At 72.7% G+C, this 16,890-nt stretch carries 16 protein-coding genes; 6 read left to right on the top strand and 10 right to left on the bottom strand.

Going from position 1 to position 16,890, the window contains the following annotated elements; all coding sequences use genetic code 11:
• Positions 1-9 precede the first annotated feature (9 nt).
• Positions 10-1,332 carry a hypothetical protein gene (locus Cco03nite_RS25500; RefSeq protein WP_239167654.1) on the top strand — a complete coding sequence of 441 codons (1,323 nt, stop codon included), beginning with the start codon at positions 10-12 and terminating at the stop codon, positions 1,330-1,332.
• 36 nt (positions 1,333-1,368) lie between these two features.
• Here Cco03nite_RS25500 and Cco03nite_RS25495 read toward each other — a convergent pair whose 3' ends face one another.
• Positions 1,369-1,908, bottom strand: coding sequence for a hypothetical protein (locus tag Cco03nite_RS25495; RefSeq protein ID WP_203694735.1), 540 nt, complete (start codon positions 1,906-1,908; stop codon positions 1,369-1,371).
• Positions 1,909-1,999: 91 nt separating this feature from the next.
• Here Cco03nite_RS25495 and Cco03nite_RS25490 point away from each other — a divergent pair, with 91 nt between their 5' ends.
• The 4 genes from Cco03nite_RS25490 to Cco03nite_RS25475 all read left to right on the top strand — a co-directional run bounded on the left by Cco03nite_RS25490 (position 2,000) and on the right by Cco03nite_RS25475 (position 5,914).
• Entirely contained in the window at positions 2,000-3,361 is a 1,362-nt protein-coding gene (locus Cco03nite_RS25490) for a hypothetical protein (RefSeq protein WP_203694734.1), read from the top strand.
• Positions 3,362-3,545: 184 nt separating this feature from the next.
• Positions 3,546-4,364 carry an HAD family hydrolase gene (locus Cco03nite_RS25485; RefSeq protein WP_203694733.1) on the top strand — a complete coding sequence of 273 codons (819 nt, stop codon included), beginning with the start codon at positions 3,546-3,548 and terminating at the stop codon, positions 4,362-4,364.
• Positions 4,365-4,404: 40 nt separating this feature from the next.
• Entirely contained in the window at positions 4,405-4,725 is a 321-nt protein-coding gene (locus Cco03nite_RS25480; RefSeq protein ID WP_144119213.1) for a DUF8820 family protein, read from the top strand.
• A 25-nt stretch (positions 4,726-4,750) separates the two neighbouring features.
• Positions 4,751-5,914 carry a DUF6745 domain-containing protein gene (locus Cco03nite_RS25475; protein ID WP_239167653.1) on the top strand — a complete coding sequence of 388 codons (1,164 nt, stop codon included), beginning with the start codon at positions 4,751-4,753 and terminating at the stop codon, positions 5,912-5,914.
• Here the strand turns inward: Cco03nite_RS25475 and Cco03nite_RS25470 are convergent.
• The 5 genes from Cco03nite_RS25470 to Cco03nite_RS25450 are packed head-to-tail and all read right to left on the bottom strand — an operon-like array spanning position 5,877 to position 10,951.
• Positions 5,877-6,791: an STM4011 family radical SAM protein gene (locus tag Cco03nite_RS25470; RefSeq protein WP_203694732.1), complete on the bottom strand. Its 915-nt coding sequence runs from the start codon at positions 6,789-6,791 to the stop codon at positions 5,877-5,879. The two genes, Cco03nite_RS25475 and Cco03nite_RS25470, sit on opposite strands and share 38 nt — an antisense overlap.
• Entirely contained in the window at positions 6,788-8,143 is a 1,356-nt protein-coding gene (locus Cco03nite_RS25465) for an STM4012 family radical SAM protein (protein WP_239167652.1), read from the bottom strand. Before Cco03nite_RS25465 ends, Cco03nite_RS25470 begins: the two co-directional genes overlap by 4 nt.
• A complete protein-coding gene (locus Cco03nite_RS25460; RefSeq protein ID WP_425546885.1) occupies positions 8,140-8,934 on the bottom strand; it encodes an STM4013/SEN3800 family hydrolase in 795 nt (264 codons plus the stop codon). Before Cco03nite_RS25460 ends, Cco03nite_RS25465 begins: the two co-directional genes overlap by 4 nt.
• 17 nt (positions 8,935-8,951) lie before the next feature.
• Positions 8,952-10,028: an STM4014 family protein gene (locus Cco03nite_RS25455; protein ID WP_203694730.1), complete on the bottom strand. Its 1,077-nt coding sequence runs from the start codon at positions 10,026-10,028 to the stop codon at positions 8,952-8,954.
• Positions 10,028-10,951, bottom strand: a complete 924-nt coding sequence (locus tag Cco03nite_RS25450; protein ID WP_203694729.1) for an STM4015 family protein — start codon at positions 10,949-10,951, stop codon at positions 10,028-10,030. Before Cco03nite_RS25450 ends, Cco03nite_RS25455 begins: the two co-directional genes overlap by 1 nt.
• Before the next feature lie 297 nt (positions 10,952-11,248).
• Between Cco03nite_RS25450 and Cco03nite_RS25445 the strand changes: the two genes are divergently transcribed.
• The gene (locus tag Cco03nite_RS25445; RefSeq protein ID WP_203694728.1) at positions 11,249-12,652 is read left to right on the top strand and encodes a glycosyl hydrolase family 18 protein; all 1,404 of its coding nucleotides are present in this window, start codon (positions 11,249-11,251) and stop codon (positions 12,650-12,652) included.
• A 122-nt stretch (positions 12,653-12,774) separates the two neighbouring features.
• Here the strand turns inward: Cco03nite_RS25445 and Cco03nite_RS25440 are convergent, their stop codons facing one another.
• The 4 genes from Cco03nite_RS25440 to Cco03nite_RS25425 form a co-directional block, all read right to left on the bottom strand.
• Positions 12,775-13,620 carry an NAD-dependent epimerase/dehydratase family protein gene (locus Cco03nite_RS25440; RefSeq protein WP_203694727.1) on the bottom strand — a complete coding sequence of 282 codons (846 nt, stop codon included), beginning with the start codon at positions 13,618-13,620 and terminating at the stop codon, positions 12,775-12,777.
• Positions 13,562-15,034, bottom strand: a complete 1,473-nt coding sequence (locus Cco03nite_RS25435; RefSeq protein WP_203694726.1) for an RNA-guided endonuclease TnpB family protein — start codon at positions 15,032-15,034, stop codon at positions 13,562-13,564. The genes Cco03nite_RS25440 and Cco03nite_RS25435 overlap by 59 nt, the downstream gene beginning before the upstream one ends.
• A gap of 11 nt (positions 15,035-15,045) precedes the next feature.
• The gene (locus Cco03nite_RS25430) at positions 15,046-15,657 is read right to left on the bottom strand and encodes an IS607 family transposase (RefSeq protein WP_203694725.1); all 612 of its coding nucleotides are present in this window, start codon (positions 15,655-15,657) and stop codon (positions 15,046-15,048) included.
• A gap of 212 nt (positions 15,658-15,869) precedes the next feature.
• Positions 15,870-16,847: an outer membrane protein assembly factor BamB family protein gene (locus Cco03nite_RS25425; RefSeq protein WP_203694724.1), complete on the bottom strand. Its 978-nt coding sequence runs from the start codon at positions 16,845-16,847 to the stop codon at positions 15,870-15,872.
• Positions 16,848-16,890 lie beyond the last annotated feature (43 nt).

Genomic DNA, 16,890 nt, shown 5'->3' with positions numbered 1-16,890 from the left:
GAGATGCCCATGAAGTCCCTCACCACCTTGGCTCTGTCCGCGACGGCGGCACTGGCCGTCGCGGCCGTGGCCACCCCGGCCCTCGGCGCCTCGGGCCTGCCGTCGGTCACCCCGGTCTCCGCCGCCCGCGCCATGGCCGCGCTCACCCCGACCTCGGTCACCTGGACCACGGCCAACAGCACCGCCACCGGCGACCAGGACGTCTCCGCGGTGGCCACGAACCGGTCGGGCCACGTCGCCGTCGTCTGGGAGGACGACCGCGACAGCACCGGCCCGGAGGACGCCGCCCACTCCGAGATCTTCCTGCGCCTGTTCCGCGACGGCGTCGCCGTGTACGAGCTGAAACTCTCGGCGGGCGGCACCGCCGGCACCACCTGGCGGCACCTGTCCCCCGACGTCGGCCTCGACGACAAGGGCAACGCCGTGGTGGTCTGGGCCGACGACCCGGACGGCAACGGCTTCTACAACATCCCCTACCGGGTCGTCTCGCCGACCGGCACGATCCTGGGCTCCGGCAACGCCAACGCGTCGGCCGCCGGCCAGCAGATCAACCCCGCGGTCGCGGTCGACCCCGACGGCACGCCGAGCAGCTCCAGCGCGGTCGCGTTCACCGTGGTCTGGGAGGACGTCCAGGACCCGAACCCGGCCACGGTCAAGGCGGCGGGCTTCACCAACGTCACCACCAAGGCGTACGAGGTGACCGCGAGCCAGACCACCGGCGCGCACCACCGCCCCGACGTCGCGGTGTCCGCCGCGGGCGACGCGGTCGTGGTGTGGAACGAGGACGGCGACGGCAACGGCTTCGACAACATCGGCCTGGTCCGGCTCGCCAAGGCCAACGGTGCGGTGACCCTGTCCCGGCGCACCGCCAACGCCACCGGCGACGGCCAGCAGCGCAACGCGTCCGTGGCGGCGAACATGACCGGCGAGTTCACGGTGGCCTGGGAGTCCGACCACACCGGAGCCCCGACCGTGTGGACCCGCTCCTTCACCTCGGCCGGCACGGCCCGCCACGCCGACGTCGAGGTGTCCCCGCAGCCGGGCGCGACCGCGCCCTCGACCGGCATCGACGACCAGGCCAACGTGGTGGTCGCCTGGTCGATCCCGGCGAACACCGGCGACGTCTGGGCTCGCGGCGTCAACCCCGACGGCACCACCGCCGGCCGCCTGCCCGCCCAGTTCTACAGCGACCTGACCACCGGCCGCCAGGACCAGCCCGCCGTCGCCGTCTCCCCCTGGGGCGAGATAGCCCTCACCTTCACCGACGACAACGACGGCAACCAGTTCGACCAGATCCGCCTGGGCCTGGGCGCCCCCAACTCCGACTGGTAACCACCCCACCCCACCCCTCCCGGGGTGATCATGAACCTATGGCACGGCTCGGCGGCGTGTCGGCGGCATAACCTCATGATCACCTCGGGTGTCGGTCTCCGCGCGGCGCAGCACCAGCACCGCGGGGATCACGGCGAGGATCGCGGCCTGGGTCCAGAACAGGGCGTCGAGGAGCAGCTTGATCGGGTCGAGGTGCAGGCGCAGGCGCTCGGGCGCGGCGGCGATCTCCTCGATCTCGTCCAGGGTCGACGCGTCGGCTCCGCTGTCCAACCACGACCACGGGTAGCCGAGGCCGCGGCGGTAGCCGAACATGCAGCAGATGTCCTCGCGTACCACCAGCAGGCCCGCGAGCAGACCGGCCCCCGCCAGCACCGCCACCGCGGCCCAGATGATCGGGCCGGGACGCAGATCGGCCAGCCCGAGCCAGGCCAGCACCGCGCCGGCGCACCCGAGCACCATCCCGAAGACCGTGTAGTAACCGATACCCACGTGTGTCACCAGGGCGAGCAGGCCGACCGCCGCGCTGGCCACCCCGGCGCACAGGAACACGGCCATCCGCAGCCCGGATATCTGCATGCCCAGAGTGTGCCACGGACTGCGGCACCCGCCCGTGCCCCCGACGGCGCTAGTCTTGCCCGCGTGACGACGTGACCCGTGCGGAGGGCCCGTGGACCAGCAGGTGCTGCAAAACCTCGCCGGCAATCCCGCGGCGCCGGAGGACGTGCTGGTCCGGCTCGCCCGCGATCGGCACCTGGCCGGCCTGGTGGCCGCCCGCAGGGGCGAACTTCCCGACGCCGTCGCCGACACGATCGCCGGCCACCGCGATCCGGCGCTGATCACGTCACTGAGCAGGCGGGGCAACGTGTCGGCGGTCAAGGCCTGGCAGCTCGCCGAGCATCCGGTCGCCGTCGTGCGGCAGGCCTGGCGCGACGCGCCACGGCAACGGCTCGTCGACGACCGCTACCTCACGATCGGCGAGCTGGAGCAGCTGCTCGGCATGCCCCGATCCGAACTGGCCTCCCACCACGACCCGGTGGTCCGTGCCGCCGCCGCGCGCTGCTGGTTCGACCCGCCCGCCGACGTGCACCGCGCGCTGCTCACCGATGCCGATCCGGCGGTACGCGCCGCCGCGGTCTCGCCCCGGCACCCTCAGACGCCCGCCGACCTCCAGCCGGAGTTCCTGCGCGACCCGCGGACCCGAGCGGTGCTGGCCCGGTATGCACAGCTCACCGACGACCAGGCGACGGCCCTGGCCATGGACCCGGACGTCGCGGTCCGGGTCGGCCTGGCGCACCATCCGGCGCTGCCGCCGCCGGTACGCGAGCTGCTCTTCCAGGACCCCGAAGACGAGGTCCACCTGACGATCCTGCAGCATCCGTCGCTGACCGAGGAGGAACGCATCCGGCGGTACGACGCATGCCAGGCGGCCGCCGCATCGGGCGACGAGACGGCCGAGGTGGTGGTCGTGTTCTTCGATCTCGTCGCTCCGGACTGGCTGCGCGCCGCCCCGCTGGAGCGCAGGCTGGCCTACCTGGACTCACCCTTCATCGCGTTCCGGGAGGCCGTGGCATGGACGCGCGACCTGCCACCGGAGGCGTACGCCCGGCTCGACGCCGACCCCGCGCACCGGGTCCGGTGGGCCGCGGCGAAACGGCCCGACGCCCCGCCCGCGGTGCTGGAGCGGATGCTGCGCGAGCGCGGAGACAGCCGCAAGACGCGGTGGCGGTGGACCGACCACCCGAACTTCCCCACCGAGGTCCTGCACACCTACGCCGACCACCCCGACGAGCGGGTACGGAGCTACGCGCCACGCGACCCCGCCCTGCCCCCGAAGACCCTGTCCCGGCTCGCCGCGGACCCGAGCGCGGTCGTGCGGCGTGCCGTCGCGGCCGGCCCCGGGTCGCCCGCCGAGATCCTCGCCGCGCTGCTGGCGGACCCCGACCCGTGGGTCGTCGAGCGGGCCGCCGCCAACCCGCGCCTGCCGGTGAGCTTGATGCACGACCTGCTGGACCGGGCCGGCCTTCCGTGATTGTTCGACTTGCCGGGCAGGTGTGCGTATCTTGACCGCCCGTACGCCCGGTTGCCTGGCAAGTCGAGTGACCTTGGCCAGCGCGGCGGCGCGGCGGCGCGAAACGGCCGGGTGGCCGAGTGGCCGAGTGGCCGTCGGTGGAGGTCCTGGTGGAGGTACTGGTGGCGGGCGGTAGGGTCCGGCGGTGATCAACGTCGTCGCCGTCGACCTCGACGGCACCCTGCTGCGCTCCGACCACACCGTCTCGGCCCGGACCGTCGCGGCCCTGGCCCGCGTCGCGCAGGCCGGCGCGCGCATCGTGATCGGCACGGCCCGGCCGCCCCGGGAGGTGCACGAGGTCGCCGCGGCGGCGGGCATCACCGGCGTCGCCGTGTGCTCGAACGGCGCGGCCGTGTACGACCTGGCCACCGGCGAGATCACCATCGTCGGCCCGCTGCCTCTGCCGCTGGCGGAACGGGTCGCCGACGTGCTCACCCCGGCCCTGGACGGCATCGCGTTCGCGGTGGAGACCGGGCACCGGGCGCTGACCGGCCCCGGCTTCGACCACGTGAGCCGCCGCAGCATCGTCCGGGTGCCGGTGCGCACCCGGGCCGAGCTGTGGACCGAGGCCGAGAGCTGCGTCAAGCTGCTGGCCTGGTCACCCGCCCCGGTCACCGACGAGCTGCTGAACCGGCTGCAGGCGCTCGTGCCGGAGGTCGCGGTCACCTACTCCGGCGGCAAGGGCATGCTGGAGATCAGCGCCGCCACCGTGTCCAAGGCGGACACCCTGGCCCGCCTGTGCGCGGCCTGGGGCGTCGACGCCGCGCAGGTGATCGCGTTCGGGGACATGCCCAACGACGTGCCGGTGCTGCGCTGGGCCGGGATCGGGGTCGCCGTCGCCAACGCCCATCCGCAGGCGCTGGCCGGCGCGGACCGGGTCACCGCGAGCAACGACGAGGACGGTGTGGCGGTGGTCCTGGAGGGGCTGTTCCCCGCCGGCGGCGGTGTCGTACCCGCCCGCTAGCGTCGCCCGCGACACGACGGTCGGCTGTGGAGTGTGGGACATGTTCAGGCAGGGCGATGTGCTGGTGGTCCCGATCGCGCGGGAGGAGCTGCCGCCGGACCTGATGCCCGCGCCGCGCGACCGGCGCAACCGCATGGTGCTGGCGCTGGGCGAGGCGACCGGGCACGCGCACGTGGTCACCGGCGAGCGGGTGGCGATGCTGTGCCCGCCCGACGACCCGGGCCGGCTGTTCCTGCTGATCGAGGGCTACGGCCGCCTGGTGCACGAGGAGCACGGGCCGATCGCGCTGGCCGCGGGCGCCTACCGGGTGGTCCGCCAGCGCGAGTACTTCCCCGGCGCGATCCGCCCGGTCGCGGACTGAACACGGCGTGGACGGGAACATCGCGATGACGACGAGCAGCCAGATCACGAGCGCGAGCACCGGTGGGCAGCCGCCGAACCGGCGTGAGGCGCGCCGGAACGAGGACATGGCGCTGGCCGCGCGGGCGGAGCGGTGGATGGCGACCGGCCTGAGCACCGAACCGGCCGACCGGGCGGGCGCGGAGGCGGGCGTGCGCATCGCGTACGCCCTGGCGGGCCTGCCCGCCCCGCGGCGGATGCTGTGGCTGGGCTCGCCCGCGGCGGGCGCGACGGCGGTCGCGATGCTGCGCACCGTGCTCGCGGGCGACCCGCGGGTAAGCGAGGCGCTGGCGGCGCAGGGTGTCCGGCCGGGCGAACTCCCGCTCGGCCGCAGCGTACGGCCCCGGGTGCGCACCCGCCCCTGGGCGCAGGCCCGGACCTCGCTCACCGACCGGCTCGGCGCGGTGGGCTTCGCCCGGCACTGGGCCGCCACCGCCCGCCGGCCCTGGCAGCAGCTCGTCGACCAGCTCGCCACGCCGCTGCGCACCCGGCTGGCGGAGCAGTTCGCCGAGCAGAGCGGCGAGTTCGCGCAGGCCCGGCAGGACGCGCTGCTCGACGTGATCCACGGCCAGCACGACGCGGCCTGGCTGGGCGCGTTCGACAGCCACCCCGACGTCGACGGCCTGGCCCGGGTGGCCTGCAGCGCGGGCTGGTGGTGGGCGTTCGAGCACGTCGCGATCCTCACCGAGCGCCCGCGCGAGGTGCACCGGGACAACCTGGGCCGGCTGCACCACGGCGACGGCCCGGCGCTGTCCTACCCGGACGGCTTCGGCCTGCACGCGTGGAGCGGCATGCCGATCCCGGCCGAGATCGCCGCCGAGCTGCCGACGCTGACCGTCGCGCGCATCCGCGGCGAGGGCAACGCCGAGATGCGTCGCGTCATGCTGGAGCACTTCGGCTTCGACCGCTACCTGCGCGAGTCCGGCGCGGCCAAGACGCAGTCCGACGTGTGCGGCACGCTGTGGCGGGTCGAGCTGCCCGGTGACGAGCCGCTGGTGATGGTCGAGGTGCTGAACTCCAGCCCCGAGCCCGACGGCAGCTTCCGGACGTACTTCCTGCGGGTGCCGCCGTCGACGCGCACCGCGCGGGAGGGCGTGGCGTGGACGTTCGGCCTCACGCCGGAGGAATACCTGCCGCAGCAGCAGACGTGAGCAGCGCGCTCGGCACGCCCCAGGTCGGCGGCGGCCCGGCGGGGATCCGCTCGGGCACGCCGCCGGCGAAGACCCGGTGCAGGCCGAGCCGTTTGAGGTGCACGTATCCGATGTGGCAGTCGCAGGTGGCCTTGCCGCAGGCGCGGGGCCGCAGCGCGGCGCGGTAGCTGCCGTCGTACAGGTTGCCCAGCGGCTCGGGCAGGAAGTGGCAGCGCCGGACCGTGCCGTCGCCGAGCACCGACAGCGACGTCTCGCCCGCTCCGCATTCGTGCCCGGCCGAGGCGTGCGGGCGCACGCTGTACCCGAACAGCGGGTCGATCGCCGTCCACGCCGCCTCGGCGTCGGCGTCGTAGCTGTGCCCGTCCGCCGCGTTGACCCACAGGTACGTCGCCTCCGGCAGCTCGGCCCGCATCGCGACCGCCTCGGCGTGGTGTTCGGGCAGCCCGACCATGCCGACGGAGTGCCGGATGCCGTGCCCGCGCAGCGTCGCGCACGCGGCCAGGAAACGCTCCCGGCGCACCTGCCCCGGGTGGTAGGTCGCCCACAGGGCGAGCCGCGCCGGGTCGGCCTCGGCGACCCAGCCCAGCCGCCCGGCCAGGTTCGTCTGGATGGCGACCCGCTCCACGTGCGGCAGGTGCGACAGCCGCACCAGCGCGTCCCGGTACCACGACCGGGTCAGCCCCTCGCCCCATGGCGTGAACAGCACCGACAGCGTGTCCCCGGCGGGATTGGCGGCGACCCAGTCGGCGAAGCGGCGCAGCGCGGCCTGGTCCTCGGCCAGCTGCGCGCGGCTGTCGCGCCGCTTCGCGAACGGGCAGTACGGGCAGTCGAAGTTGCAGCTCGCGAGCGGCCCGCGATACAGCAGCAGCAGGTTCACCGCAGCACCGCCCGCGCCATCGCCGCCCGCACCGGCCCCGACACCAGCCACGGCCCGATCGCGTCGCCGCGCGCCAGGCCCTCGTCGGTCAGGACCAGCCGATCTCCGTCGGCGACGGCCCAGCCGCGTTCGGCCAGTTCCGCCAGGTGCGGGGAGTCCTCGTCCACCTTGGACCCGAAGCGGGACGCGTACCCGGGCAGGTCGACGCCCTCGGCGCGCAGCAGCGACTTCACCAGCCAGCGCAGCCGCTGCTCGCCGCCGTCGAGCGCGAACCCGAACTCGGCGTACCCGAAGTCCGCTGCGGGCCGGGCGAGGTAGTCGTCGATGATGGCCCGCACCTCGCGCACGCTGACCGCGTAGTCGAACGAGTAGTGCAGGTCGGCGGTGTAGGAGCGCGCGCCGCAGCCGATCCCGACCATGCCGTCGTCCTGGCAGCAGTAGTCCGCGCCGTCCGGATCGGGAACGTCGGCACGCCGGAACTGGCGCATGGAAAGCTGCCGGTAACCGGCCTCGCGAAGCAGATCGCGGCCGTGCCGATAGAGGTCCAGGCGCTCGCTGTCCCACTGCGCGTCACGATCCGGCGCGGTGGCGGTCGGGCCGGACGGCAGCAGCCCGCCACCCCGGCGGCCGAGCCCGGTCAGTGGGCGTACGTACAGCGGGTAGAGGTAGATCTCCTCGGGTCGCCAGGCCAGTGCCTCGCGGAGCGAGTAGGTCCACGTGTCGCGGGTCTGACCGGGGATGCCGTAGATCAGGTCGACGTTGAGCAGCGGGAACGCCGCGTCGCGCAGCGCGGTCAGGGCGCGGTCGACGTCGGCGCGGTGCTGCGGCCGCCCGGCGGCGTGGGCCTCGGTGTCGAGGAAACTCTGCACGCCCATGCTGACCCGGTGCGTGCCGTGCGCGGCGAGCACCGCCAGCCGGTCGGGGGTCGCCGTCGCGGGCGAGGTCTCCACGGACAGCTGTGCCGCGGCCGGGTCCAGGCCGAGCACCCCGTCGGTGATCGCGAACAGCTCGGTCAGCTCGTCGGCGGTCAGGTGGGTCGGGGTGCCGCCGCCGATCGCGGCGCGGGCGTAGCGGGCCGGGCCGAGCGCCGCCGTGACCTGCTCGGCCTGCACCCGCAGCTGCCGCAGGTACGCGCCGACCTGCTCGGCGGGCGGCTGCGCGCGGGTGAACAGGTTGCAGAAGCCGCATCGCATCTCGCAGAACGGGATGTGCAGGTACAGGAACAGGTTGTCCCGGTCCTGCCCGGCCCACACGTCGCGCAGTGCCGGGCGCGGCCGCAGCGGCCGGTATGCCGTCTTGTGCGGGTACGCGTACAGGTAACCCTGGTAGGGCGAGCCGTCGAGCACCTTCACCACTCCCCCGGGGTCAGCGTGAACTCGGCATACGGCACCGTCCACACCACGTCGTGGCCGACCCGGTGCCCCTGGTGGCCGTCCTCGCCGTACGCGGTCCCGTGGTCGGCGCACAGCACCACGAAACACGGCCGCCTCCGCGAGGTGAGCAGCGCGAACAGGCGCGGCAGCGCGGTGTCCACGTAGCGCAGCGCGGCCGCGTGGCTGTCCCGGCCGTCCTCGGCCGCGCCGGGCAGGTAGTGCCGGTTGGGCTGGTGCAGCGCCGACACGTTGAGGAAGGTGAACAGCGGCCGGTCCGCGGGCACGGCGGCGGCGCTGGCGGCGAGCTGGTCGAGCTGGTGGCGCAGCGAGTCCGGTTCGGTCACCCCGAACTCGGGCCGCCAGTGGTCCTCGGCGAACAGCTCCGGCAGCACGCTGCCCAGCGGCGAGCGCCGGTTGAAGAAGCCCACGCCGCCCAGGCACAGCGTGTGATATCCGGCCTGCCCCAGCCCGGTGACCAGATCCGGGGCGTCGAACACCCAGGTGCCGTCGGCGGTGGTCTCGCTGCCGGGGAATCTCGCCGCGAACAGCCGCTCGTGCCGCCCCGGCGTCACCGGCGTCGGCAGGAACCCCGCGAAGAACGCGTGGTGCGCCGCGTAGGTGAAACTCGCCGGGGTGTGCCGGGCCTCCCACCGCCCGCCGGGCAGCGCCCGGACCACATTCGGCGTGCGCCCCGCCGCCGCCTCCTCCGCCGCCACGTCGTACCGCAGGGTGTCGACCGTGACCAGCGCGATGTCATACGCCCCCACCACCGACGCCATCCCCACCCTCACACCGCCACACCGGCCCGCTCGCCTGCCAGCAGGGCGGCGACCTCGGCGTCGTAGGTGTCGCGGCCGTCGACCAGGAGGCCGGGGAGCAGGTCGCCGAAGGCGTTGACCTCGGCGACGGCGTGCGAGCGCCAGCCGGCCGCGAACATCAGGTCGACGCCGGTGTGCAGGCTGCCGGGGAAGCAGGCGGCGACGGCGCGGCAGGTGGCCAGCCCTTCGGCGTAGTGCTGGCCGGCGGCGGCGCGCAGCGCGCACAGGTCGCCGCGTACGCCGCCGAGGTGCAGGTTCGTCATCGGTGAGCGGCTGCCGCGGACCACGACGTGCGACGGCTCGCCGCCGACGGTGACCACACGCAGGTCGACGACGCGGCCGTCGAGCCCGGCCTTGGGCAGCCAGCGCTGCACGTGCAGGCCGTCGGGGGCGAGCCGGTCGACGATCGCGGCGACGTCGCGCTCGTCGCGATAGTGCCGCACCCGCAGCGAGTTGAACAGCCGCCCGCCGGACAGCTCCACCGACGTGGTGGCCAGGATGCGGCCGCCGCTGCCGAGCTGCAGCGCGATGACGCCGGAGGCCGACGAGCCGTGGCACGGCTTGACGAACACCCGCCGCCAGCCGGCCTCGTCCAGCCAGGACCGCAGTTGCGCCCAGCCGGCCGGCGACCCGGGCAGCGCCGCGGGCACGGGGATGCCGGCCGCGAGCAGCCGGGTGTGGCAGGCCGCCTTGTCGAACATGGTCAGGATCTCGGCGGTATCGGCCAGCAGGCGCGCGTCCTGATCGCGGGCGGCGCCGGCGACCCTGGCCAGGCCACGGGCGAGCCCGGCGTACCAGGCGCGGCCACCGACGATCTCGCCGTGCGCGGCCGGGGTCGCCGCGCCCCGCAGCAGCCGGTCGACCTCGGCGTCCTCGCCCGGCGACTCGATGCGGACGGCGGTGCCCTGGGCCAGCCGCAGCGGAGCCCCGCTGAGCACGTCGTGCCAGGCGAGCAGTTCTGGTTCGGGCAGCCCGGCCCGGACGGCGGCGGCGGCGAACAGGCCGACGCGGCGGTGCCCGGGGTTGCCGACGATGGTGAGGCGCACTACTCGGACACCGCGATGTAGCGGTCGTCGCGGTCGGCGTCGCTGCCTTCGGACACGTCCAGCGTGACCCCGGCCTCGGCGAGTTCGGCGGTGAGCCGTTCGAGCACGGCCGCGCCGATGAAGTGGTGATGGAGGTCCAGCTTGTCCAGGTGGGTGAGCGGCTGCCCGGCCAGCAGCGCGGCCGCGCCGGTGTCGCTGAGCATGCCGAGCGACAGGTCCAGCGCGCGCAGGCGGGCGACGACCGGCGCCCCGGCCAGCGCCACGGCGACGAGGTCGGCGATCTCGGCGTCACGCAGCGCGAGCGAGGTCAGCGCCGGCAGCCGGGAGCCGGCCAGGATCGGGGCCAGGTCGTCGACGTCGGCGTCGCCGCCGTAGTTGTCGGTGCCGAGCCACAGCTCCAGGTGGGTCAGCGCGGGCAGGTCGCACTCGGCGACGGCGCGCACGACGTCGGCGGGCAGCCCGCCGGACTCGATGGTGAACTCCCGCAGCCCGCTGTGCCGCACCGGCTTGAGGCCCAGACCGGTCGCGCCGCGCACGGTCAGCACCTCCAGTTTCGGCAGCGCCTCCAGCAGGGGCGTGATGTCGGCCTGCTGGATCCAGGAGATCTCGCACTCGTCGAACGTGATCTCACCGAGGAACAGCGCCCGCAGCCGGGTGAACCGCGGCAGCAGGGCGGCGAGCCGGCCGATCGGCGGGGCGGTGTCGTAAGCGCCGCCCCAGTTGCCGATGACGAGCGCGGTGACCTGGTTGGCCCAGTCCTCCGCGGCGAGGGCTTCGAGCCGCTCCAGGAACTGCCCGGTGTTGTCGTAGTCCGGGTCCTCCAGCCGCCACGCGCTGCCGGCCCGGGAAGCCTTGCCCAGGTCGGCGGGGTATTCCGCGACCGGCAAGCCGGCGAACGTCGTGATGTGGGAGCCGATCGTCATGCGCTGCCTCCGCCGGGCCGCATCAGGTCTGGGACGACGGACATTAACACCCGCCGCCGACGCTTCCGCCGAGCGTGGCACACCATTCATTGCATTAGATAGTTAAGTTTACTAAACTCCAGGCGTTCCACTCGGAGCGAGCCGCTTCCTCGTCCGAACCTGCACCAGATCGGGCCGACGCGTGCCCCCGGCCGCCGCCTGCCATCAGGCCGCACCGGGGAGGGGCGCACCTGCCTGTCCGGTCAGTCGATGTGCCGTGGGCACCCCGCCACGGCACCGGACACCGAAGGGATCCCCATGTCCGACACCCCCAAGCCCCGGCGGGGCCGCCGCTGGGCCGCCGCCGCGGCCGCCCTGGCCACCGCGGCCGCCGGCGTCGCCGTCGCGCTGGCCCCGGCCACGACGGCCCAGGCGGTCGTGCTGCCCAACGGCTTCAAGAGCGTGGGCTACATGCCCTCGTGGGCCGGCAACGTCAACTCCGTGCAGTACGGCAAGCTGACGCACATCAACTACGCGTTCATCCTGCCGAACTCCAACGGCAGCCTGCAGGGCCTGGACAACCCGTCCAAGCTGTCCTCGCTGGTCTCGCTGGCACACGCCGCCAACACGAAGGTCTCCATCGCCGTCGGCGGCTGGAACGACGGCAACGACCAGGCCTTCGAGGACCTGGCCGCCAATTCGACCGCGCGCACCGCGTTCGTCAACAACATCGTGAACCTCGTCAACCAGTACAACCTCGACGGTGTCGACATCGACTGGGAGTACCCGGACACCACCGCCGAGAGCAACAACTTCACGGCGCTGATGAACCAGCTCAGCACCGCCATGCACACCCGCGGCAAGCTGCTCACCGCCGCCGTGGTGTCCGAGGGCAGCACCGCCAACTTCGTGCAGCCCGCGGTCTTCAGCGCCGTAGACTGGCTGAACATCATGGCGTACGACGGCGGCAGCCCGCACGCCAACTACAACTGGTCGATCAACGCGGTCAACTCGTGGAAGTCCCGCGGCCTGCCCGCGAGCAAGGCCGTGCTGGGCGTGCCGTTCTACAGCCGCCCGACGTACTACACGTACAGCCAGCTGGTCGACATGGACCCGGCCAACGCCAACCGCGACTGCACCACGGTCAGCGGCGTGCAGCAGTGCTACAACGGCCTGCCGACCATCCGCAGCAAGACCGCGTGGGCCAAGGCCAACGCCGGCGGCATCATGAACTGGGAACTGTCCCAGGACAAGAACGACTCCCGGTCGCTGGTCAGCGCGATCTACGAGGTCGCCATCGGCGGCACCACCCCGCCGTCGTCGCCGCCCCCGGGCGGCCGCACCGGCCGGATCGTCGGCCAGGCCTCCGGCAAGTGCGTCGACGTGGCAGCCGCCAGCACCGCCAACGGCGCCGCGATCCAGCTCTACACCTGCAACGGCACCAACGCGCAGACCTGGACCGTCGGCACCGACGGCACCATCCGCGCCCTCGGCAAGTGCATGGACATCACCAGCGGCTCCACCGCCAACGGCGCGCTGATCCAGCTCTGGGACTGCAACGGCAGCGGTGCCCAGGTCTGGCAGCCCCAGTCCAACGGCAACCTCCGCAATCCCCAGTCCGCCAAGTGCCTCGACGCCAAGGACCTCGGCACCGCCGACGGCACCCGCCTCCAGATCTGGACCTGCGCCACCTCCGGCAACCAGATCTGGACCCTCCCGTAACGCGTTGATCATGAACTTATGGCACGGTTCGTCGGCGTGTTCCGGCCACAACTTCATGATCGACCACTGAAAGCGCGGCGGGCCCGCACCAGACCGGTGCGGGCCCCTCGTGTGGTCGGGGATCAGCGCCAGCCGTGGACCGGGTCGTAGCCGAGGACGCGGCGGGCCTTGTCGATCGAGAGCAGGGTCTCGTTGCCGGAGACCGGGCGCTGCCAGGGCAGGTCCGGGAAGACCTCGGCGGCCAGGTCCGCGGTCTCGCGGTGCATCACCGTGTCGGCGTTGGCGATGATGAACACCTCCAGGCCGGGCTGCGGGTACTCCAGCGCGCGGCGCACCGCCTGCGCGCCGTCGCGGCAGTCGATGTACGACCACAGATTCCACCTCCGCGCCCGCGGATCGTCCTGCCACGACGCGAAGTTCGCGTAGTCGCCGGGCTCCATCACGTTCGAGAAGCGCAGCCCGATCATCTTCAGTTCCGGGTCCCAGCGGCAGAACTGCGCCGCCATCTGCTCATCGAGGTGCTTGGCCAGGGAGTACGCCGTCTCCGGCCGCCCCGCGTACTCCTCGTCCACCGGCAGGTACGGCGGCGGGGTGTCGAACGGCAGCCCGAGTACCGTCTCGCTGGACGCCCACACCACGTTGCGCACGCCCGCCGCCCGCGCCGCCGCGAACACGTTGTAGCTGACCGTGATGTTGTTGGCGAACGTCGCCGCGTTCCCGGTCACCCCCGGCCCCGGGATCGCCGCGAGGTGCACCACCGCGTCCACCTTCGCGTACCGGCTGTCGATCGCGCTGAACGCCTCCACCGCCTGGCCGTAGTCGGTGAAATCGATCCGGGTGTACGGGCACAGCTGCTCGCGCGGCGGCGCGACGTCGAGGTTCACCACCTCGTACCCGTTGTCGAGCAGATCACGTACCACCGCCCGGCCCAGCTTGCCGCTGCCGCCGGTCACTGCCACCAATGCCATCGTCCACACCTCTGCTTCCTGCATATTGCTCATTACTGAGCAGTTCGGATGTTTCGCTCTCCGCCGCCGGATGGTGGCTGGAGTCCTGGACCGGCAGTCTGGTCCGGTGGCGATCGGCCCGTTCCTGCAAGATCTGCTTCACGCGCGTGTGCGGGGTGTGCAGGGCGATGTCGGGGTCGCTTGCCCGTTGCAGGATGTTGATCGCAGCGTTCACGTCGGCCTGCCACACGACCCCGCACCGGGTGCAGTGAAGCCGGTCCCCGCCGCGACGCCCGAGGGCTGCACAGCGGTGACAGGCTTGTGAGGTATAGGCAGCGTTGACGGGAACGAGCGCAGAACCTCTGCGCTCCGACACGTTCTTCAGCGCCTCGGCGGTGACCCCCTTGGTCCACGCCGCCAGACGCCGGTTGGTGTTCTTCCCGAGCAGGCTGCGCCCGGTGAACTTCTTGGTGAGGTCTTCAGCCACCACCGTGTTCGCCTTGTCCACGACGCGGTGCACAGCAGTGAACGTCTCGGTGCGTACCGTCGCTTCCCAGCGTGCGCGGCGGCGTTGCCGTTTGACGGTGCCGAGGTTGTGGCGGTGGATCCGGGCGGCCTTGGCATGGTCGCCGCGCCGGGCGGCGCCGTTGGCGATAGAGCGCAGCTTCGCCCTGGCCCGGCCCTTGGCCTTGCGATGGTCCGACTCGGTGGTGAGCAGCCGGCCGAGCCGGGTGCCGTGGTGGTCGCCGTCGGAGTCCGTCAAGGCCTCGGTGTAGCCCTTGTCCACGCCGACCCTGCGGGTGCCGCAGGGACGCTGCGAGGTGCGCATGTCGGCGGCGTCGATCTGGTAGTGGATCTCGACTAGGCCGCCGCGCAGGATCAGCCGCAACGTCCCGGTCGGGGCGATCGTGGTGTTCAGCGGGATCCTCACCAACTGCCGACGTCGTAGCCCGGGCACGGCCAGCCAGAGCCGGCCCCGGGCGTCGACCTTGGTGTTGTGCTGGTCGGAGCGGACCACGATCTGATTGTGGGTGCGGTTCTTGCCACGCTTGCAGTGCCGACGCATCTGCCGAGACAGGAACGGGTCGGCTGCCCACCGGTCCGCTTTCAGTTCGGTGAACAGGTGTTTCATCTTGACCGGGTCGCTCGCGTGGCGGCGGATCGCCTGACGCACGTGAACCTTGGCTGCTTCCCGGTTGGCGGCGATGTCGGCCATCGCGTCCCGGACGGTTTCCTTCCAAGCGTTCGCCAACACTCCGAATCGATGGTGAGTGCCATCAGCCAGCCACGCGTCACGGACCTGCCGGTCCTTGAGACCGGCACCGACGACGGAGCCGTACTGCTGCCACACCCGCGACCGGACCCGGCCCAGCCGGCAGGCCTGCTCCGACAGGGCCGCGTACTTGCCCGGGTTCAGCCCGTGCGAGTACGCCACCCTCGTGACCTTCACCGGCCACCACCGCTCAGCTCGTCCTTCAGCGTTTTCTCGTAGCGACGCAGGCCGTACACGCGGTACGAGAAGGTGTGCACGATGGCCAGCAGGTCCTCGACTAGCTCCTGCTGCGGCGACAGCGACTCAGCGTTGGCGACCACGATCTCGCAACCGTGTCGGGACGCCACATGCTCGATGTAGTCAAACCCGAACCGGGCCAGCCGGTCCTTGTGAGCAACGACCAGCCGAACGAGCTCGCCGGCCTCGATCCGGTCCATCACGGCGAGGAACTTCTTGCGGCGCAGATCCATCCCCCCGCCGACTTCGCTGACCCACTCGTCCACTGCGATCCCCGCACCCAGGCAGAACGTCTCCATCGCGGCCACCTGGGAAGCGAGGTCGTCCCTCTGGCCGGGCGAGGAAACACGGCAGTAAACCACCGTGGCCCGGTCCGAGACGCCGAATCCCGGGCGCAGGACAGCAAGCACGTCGGCCTCGTCGAAGTAACGCTGTCCGGCAGGGGTTCGCTTGGCGGCTATACGCCCCTCGCGTTCCCAGCGACGGACGGTCTGAGGCGACCGGCCGATCCGGACAGCGAACTCCCCGATCCGGTAATACTTGCTCATATCGAGCAACTATATGCAAACCTGATAGAAATTCAACCACTAGTTGAATCGCCCGAAAATCCGCTGACAACGCATCCCAACCCGCCCGAACGCGCCCCCGGTCCATCATCCCGGTTAGGCCGAGGCAGACCGCTGCACCGCCGCACCTGCTCGCCACCTCACCTGGCCCCTGTCCGGCGGCCGATCGTGCCGATCGGCGGAGCAGGACGGTGTCACCGACGCAGGTCCACCGCCAGAAGTTCGCTCTTGCCGAGCACCAGCACCCGGTCCCGGTCGACCCCGTGCAGGCTGCCGATCCGCTTGTCCACCGTGGCCCGGCCGACGACACCCCCGTCGTGACCGACCAGGGTCAGCCGGCCCAGGTGGCCGGCGAGCACGAACCCCGAGTCGACGGCTGCGACACCGGCGGACCGCCCGAAGGTCGGCACGCGGGCCCGCGGCTGTGTCCTGCCGGGCTCCAGCGCTACCACCTGCTCGCCGATGTCGCACCAGACCAGGCCGCCCGCCACGGTCACCGACCGGACGTCGTCGGGGACGCCGGGCAGCCGCCGCAGCTCGCCGCCGGTGGGACCGAGCTCCCACAGTCCGCCGGAAGCGCCGCGCACCAGCACCCGCTCCGCGTCCAGCCGGAGGAGCACCGGACCCGAGTCCACCTCCAGCACAGGTTCCGGCAGCTCCCAGGTGTCCAGGTCGGCGCCGGTGCGCGGGTCGAGCGCCCGGATCAGGCCGGTGCCGCGTACGGCCAGCAGCACGCGGCCGCCGAGGGCGATCGGCTGCTGGACCTCCACGTCGCCGCCGACCCGCCACAACAGCGCCCCGTTGACCAGGTCGTATCCCGCCAGCGGGGTGTACCCGCGCCACCCGCCGACCACCACGACTCCCCCGGCGACCGCGAGGTGCCCGGTGAACCGGGGCAGCCAGACGCGCCAGAGCCGCTCGCCGGCGATCGCCTCGTGGCAGGCCAGCCACGGCTGCCACTGCGGAACGGCCAGGCACCGGCCGCCGGCGACCGTCAACGCGTACGGCCACCGGCCCAGGGGCATGTCCCAGCGGACCCCGCCGTCGCGCACGTCGAGGCCGACCAGCCGGGTGGCGCGCTCGTGCACCACCACCCGCCCGCTCCCGACCGCGGAGCGGGTCAGGTAGGCGCGCTGGTGCACGCTGTGCCGCCATACCGTCTCGAAGATCACCGGAGCAGGCAACCAGAGCGGGCCCGCCCCGGCAAGCAGGAAA

The sequence above is a fragment of the Catellatospora coxensis genome, from assembly GCF_016862635.1.
GTDB classification, from domain to species: domain Bacteria; phylum Actinomycetota; class Actinomycetes; order Mycobacteriales; family Micromonosporaceae; genus Catellatospora; species Catellatospora coxensis.
The sequence above is the reverse complement of the archived record's forward strand: the minus strand, read 5'-3'. Positions and strand labels throughout refer to the sequence as shown.